Source organism: Rhizobium sp. P1_E6, assembly GCF_056405875.1.
In genome coordinates, this window is sequence record NZ_JBFUBG010000227.1 from 1 (window position 1) to 2,380 (window position 2,380).

General features: G+C 60.3%; 2 protein-coding genes. Both read left to right on the plus strand.

Going from position 1 to position 2,380, the window contains the following annotated elements; all coding sequences use genetic code 11:
• Window positions 1–396: 396 nt before the first annotated feature.
• Window positions 397–594, plus strand: a complete 198-nt coding sequence (locus tag AC1D35_RS35620; RefSeq protein WP_041936667.1) for a hypothetical protein — start codon at window positions 397–399, stop codon at window positions 592–594.
• The coding region (locus AC1D35_RS35625; RefSeq protein WP_477942670.1) for a recombinase family protein at window positions 584–2,380 on the plus strand (1,797 nt) is incomplete at its 3' end. The genes AC1D35_RS35620 and AC1D35_RS35625, both read left to right, overlap by 11 nt.

Sequence of the window (2,380 nt, forward strand, 5' to 3'; positions counted from 1 at the left end):
GGCCTGATCCGGCGTCTTCCGGTCAAGGGATGAATGTGGGCGTCGGCTGTTGTACAACACGACGACAGAACACCCACGGGACCGAGGTTCGCGAGCTTTTGTATCCGTGGCATCCCTGGTCCAGGCGGCTCGTTCACGTGCATGATTCGGTGTCCAAAGGGACGCATATTTTCCGCTGCAGCCTTTCTGGTTCTTCTTCTGGTCGACTTCTTGAGGTCCCGTCGTGGATGTTCGACCGATCAGTGAGTGGTTGTTGGCGCAGCCTGCCGGTTCCGCACGTCGATCTCGCAAGCCTGCATATTTTGGCAAGATTGCTGAAGGACGCTGATGCCTCATCGCAATCTTCGGTAATGGGCGCAGCATTGGTCTCTCACGAAACGAGTCGGAGAGATGTTCATGCCTCGCCAGCCCATGACATGCCAGTTCGATCTGTTCTCGGCCCCGCAGCGGGGAAAGACGGCAGGGACGCCGCAATGGCCGGAGTTGCCGGAGGAGACCCGCCAAGCGTTGACGGTGCTCATCGTGCGGCTGTTCGTCGATCACGCAAAGTGCGGACATGCCTCCCAACAGAAGGAGGCCGGTCATGATGCATGAGAAGATCGGGCCGCATCATCTGGAGCGGAAGGCCATCCTCTATGTTCGGCAGTCCTCGGCTCACCAGGTTCTGCACAATCGAGAGAGCAGCGCCCTCCAATACGCCATGCGCGACCGTCTGGCAGCGCTTGGATGGTCACATATAGAAACGGTGGACGACGACCTTGGTCGTTCGGCCGCCGGCGGCGTGACYCGCGCTGGATTTGATCGGATGGTGGCGGAAGTCTGCCTTGGCAAGGTCGGCGCCGTGGCCGCGCGTGAGGTATCGCGCTTCGCCCGGAACAGCCGCGATTGGCAGCAACTCATCGAGATGTGCCGCGTTGTCGATACCGTCCTGGTCGATCAGGAAGCAGTTTATGCGCCCCGCCAGGGCAACGACCGCCTGCTCTTGGGTTTGAAGGGCAGCCTCAACGAATATGAACTCGATCTCTTGCGTCAGCGTTCCCTTTCCGCCCGCTATGAGAAGGCTCGCCGCGGTGAGCTCGTCGTCACTGTTCCGGCCGGCTTCGTAAAGGCCGGTGATAGGATCGAGAAGGATCCCGACCGACGCATCCAGGAAGCCATCGCACTCGTCTTCAACAAGGTCACCGAACTCGGGAGTGCCCGGCAGGCCTTGCTATGGTTCCTTGAGCAGGGGTTGGACCTGCCCGTCAGGTGCGCCAACGGTGACGTCATCTGGCGCAGGCCAAATTATGCCACCATCCACCGGATGATTGCGAACCCGATCTACGGCGGCGCTTATGCTTATGGTAAGAGTCGTTCCGTACCGGGATACGATGGCCGATCTGGAATTCGCCGCAAGGCGCGTGATGAATGGCTTGCCCTGATCCCGGACGCGCACGAAGGTTACATCAGTTGGGAACGGGCGGAGGAGATCCGCAAGATGGTCAGCGACAATGTACCGGCCAGTCGCCATCATGGAGCGCCGAAGCATGGCGACGCTCTGCTTGCCGGTCTGTTCCGCTGCAAAAGGTGCGACCGGAAGCTGACGGTTCGTTACACAGGCGCCAACCATAACATCCCGCGCTATTCCTGTTGGCGCGGTCTACTCGATAATGGCGAACCACGTTGCATCGCCTTCGGCGGTCTGCGGGTCGATGATGCGATCGAGGAGGCGCTGCTCGGCGTGGTCGAACCAGGAGCCATTGCCGCCGCCATCGAGGCGGAACGCAATATGGCCAGCCAACGCGATCAGGTTCAGGATGTCCTGCTTCGCGACCTCGAGGCAGCACGCTATGGAGCCGACCGGGCATTCCGGCAATATGACGCGGCCGATCCGGAGAACAGACTTGTAACGTCTGAGCTCGAAGCGCGCTGGAATAAGACACTCGCACGCGTCGGCGAGATCGAGGCCAGGATTGCCAAACATCGGACAGTTACGCCGCAGCCGTTCCCCATGTCCGCATCACAGGTAACCGCACTTGCGGGAAACCTTCGCACCGTCTGGACGGCGCCGACAACCGATGCAAGGCTGAAGAAGCGCATCGTGCGCACGCTCATCAATGAAGTGGTCGCCGATCTCGATGATGGAACCTCTGAGATCGTCCTCGTCATTCATTGGGTTGGAGGCGTCCACACCGAGCTGCGCCTGCCGAAGCGACGCCGTGGCCAAAGAAACGCGACCCCTGACGACATTGTCGACGCTGTCAGACAGCTCGTCTTGATCGCCAATGATGATGTGATTGCCGGTGTCCTCAATCGCAACGGACTGACGACCGGCAATGGCAATCGCTGGACACGGGAGCGGGTCACCGCGCTGAGGTCATATCGCAAGATTCCGGTCTTC